Below are 1921 nucleotides of genomic sequence, written 5' to 3' on the forward strand. Positions count from 1 at the left end.
GCGTTCTGCAGAACGCCCCCAATCGATAACAGACCTGTCATTCAAACCCAGCGCGGAATCAGGATATCCTTGCTATGGATTTTTATTTTTCCCGTTTTGAACATCGCCGACCGCCTGAACCGCTCAGCACCCCGCGCTGGGTGAGAATGATTTGGCAGGTATTAGCTGTGGCCGCCCTGGTGCTTGGTGCCAATTATATTTACTGGCGCTGGACCGCGTCCTTAAACACTGACGCCCTGTGGTATGCGATCCCTCTGGTGCTGGCGGAAACCCTGGCGTGGATTGGCACAGTTCTGTTCACCATTAATTTATGGCAGGAAAAAGATCCTCCGCCAGGGGTCCCCCCGACGGAGATCAACGACTGTCTGCGCGCGGATGAAGCGGTGGAGTCGAGGCCGATTAAAGTCGATCTGTTTATCGCCACCTATTCCGAAGACGTGGAGCTGGTCAGGCTGTCGATCCGTGACGCCATGCAGATGACCTATCCTGGTCCGCTCGATTATAAAGTGCATGTCCTTGACGACGGGCGTCGCCCGGAGATGAAGGCGGTCTGCGAGCAGGAGGGGGCGAACTATATCACCCGTCAGAGCAATATCGGCTACAAGGCCGGTAACCTGCGCAACGGGCTGGAACATACCGATGGCGACTTTCTGATCATCTGTGATGCCGATACCCGCGTTTTCCCGACCCTGCTGAGCCACACGCTCGGCTATTTTCGCGATCCGGACGTCGCCTGGGTGCAGACCCCACAATGGTTTTTCGATCTCCCGGAAGGAGAGGATCTGGCGAGCTGGCTGCGGCGTAAAGCAGGCGGTGCAGGCTATGGCGTGGGCTGGCTGGCGCAGAAAATCGTCGGTCCGGTGACCATTGGTCGCGATCCTTTTTTCAACGATCCGCGCATGTTTTACGACGTGATTTTACGGCGCCGCAACTGGGCTAACGCCGCGTTCTGCTGTGGCGCCGCCTCCGTTCACCGACGGGAAGCGGTGATGCAGGCGGCGCTGCGCAGCTACGTCTGGAGCGTTGACGCCGAAATCGCGCGTCATACGCGGGATATTCGTGACCCGGCAACGCGGGAAGCGCTGCAGGACGCCATGCGCCCCCACGTTGCCTTCGATACTGAACTGACGCCCTATAAGTTCCACGTCTCGGAAGATATTTATACCTCCATCCTGCTGCACGGCGACGCTGCCCGCCGCTGGCGCTCGGTAATGCACCCGCGGATTGAGTCGAAAATGCTCTCTCCGCAGGATATGCTGACGTGGATGATCCAGCGCTTTAAGTACGCCGCCGGATCGCTGGATATCCTGTTCCATGACAACATCTTCAACCGACGCCGCTTTAAACTCTCGCTGCCGCAAACGCTGATGTACGCGACCACCTTCTGGTCGTATCTGGCCTGCGTGTGGAACACCGTATTCCTGATCTCGCCTGTTATCTATCTCTTCACCGGCATTCCGCCGGTGTCGGCGTGGTCTACCCCTTTCTATCTGCACTTTTTACCCTTTTTTATTGTCTCCGAACTGGCCTTTATGTTCGGCACCTGGGGCATTTCTGCCTGGGACGGCCGGGCCTCTTACCTCTCCTTTTTCTCGATGAATCTGCGGGCGCTGGACACCGTTTTGCGCGGGGAGCAGATCAAATTTCACGTTACGCCGAAAGAGCGACAGACGGGCCGTTTTCTCTATCTCGTCAAGCCGCAAATTGCCATCGTTTTGCTCACCCTGACGGGGCTGATATGGGGCGGTATTCAGGTGGCGCGCGGTCAGGTTGACGACCCCTCCGGGTACGTCATCAACATTTTCTGGGGCGCGGTGAATATTGCCGCCATGCTGCCACTGATCTTCGCCGCCATGTGGACGCCCCCCGAAGAGCAGGAGGCGAGCCAATGAGGATAGTGAGATAGCTGCGCGCGGATAGC

General features: G+C 57.7%; 1 protein-coding gene. It reads left to right on the forward strand.

Translation table 11 applies throughout. The features are described 5' to 3' along the window. The first annotated feature begins 74 nt into the window (after positions 1–74). Positions 75–1892: a glycosyltransferase gene (locus tag KHQ28_RS27760; protein WP_211777774.1), complete on the forward strand. Its 1818-nt coding sequence runs from the start codon at positions 75–77 to the stop codon at positions 1890–1892. The last annotated feature ends 29 nt before the right edge of the window (positions 1893–1921 follow it).

Source organism: Klebsiella sp. 28, assembly GCF_018223905.1.
Classification (GTDB): domain Bacteria; phylum Pseudomonadota; class Gammaproteobacteria; order Enterobacterales; family Enterobacteriaceae; genus Klebsiella; species Klebsiella pneumoniae.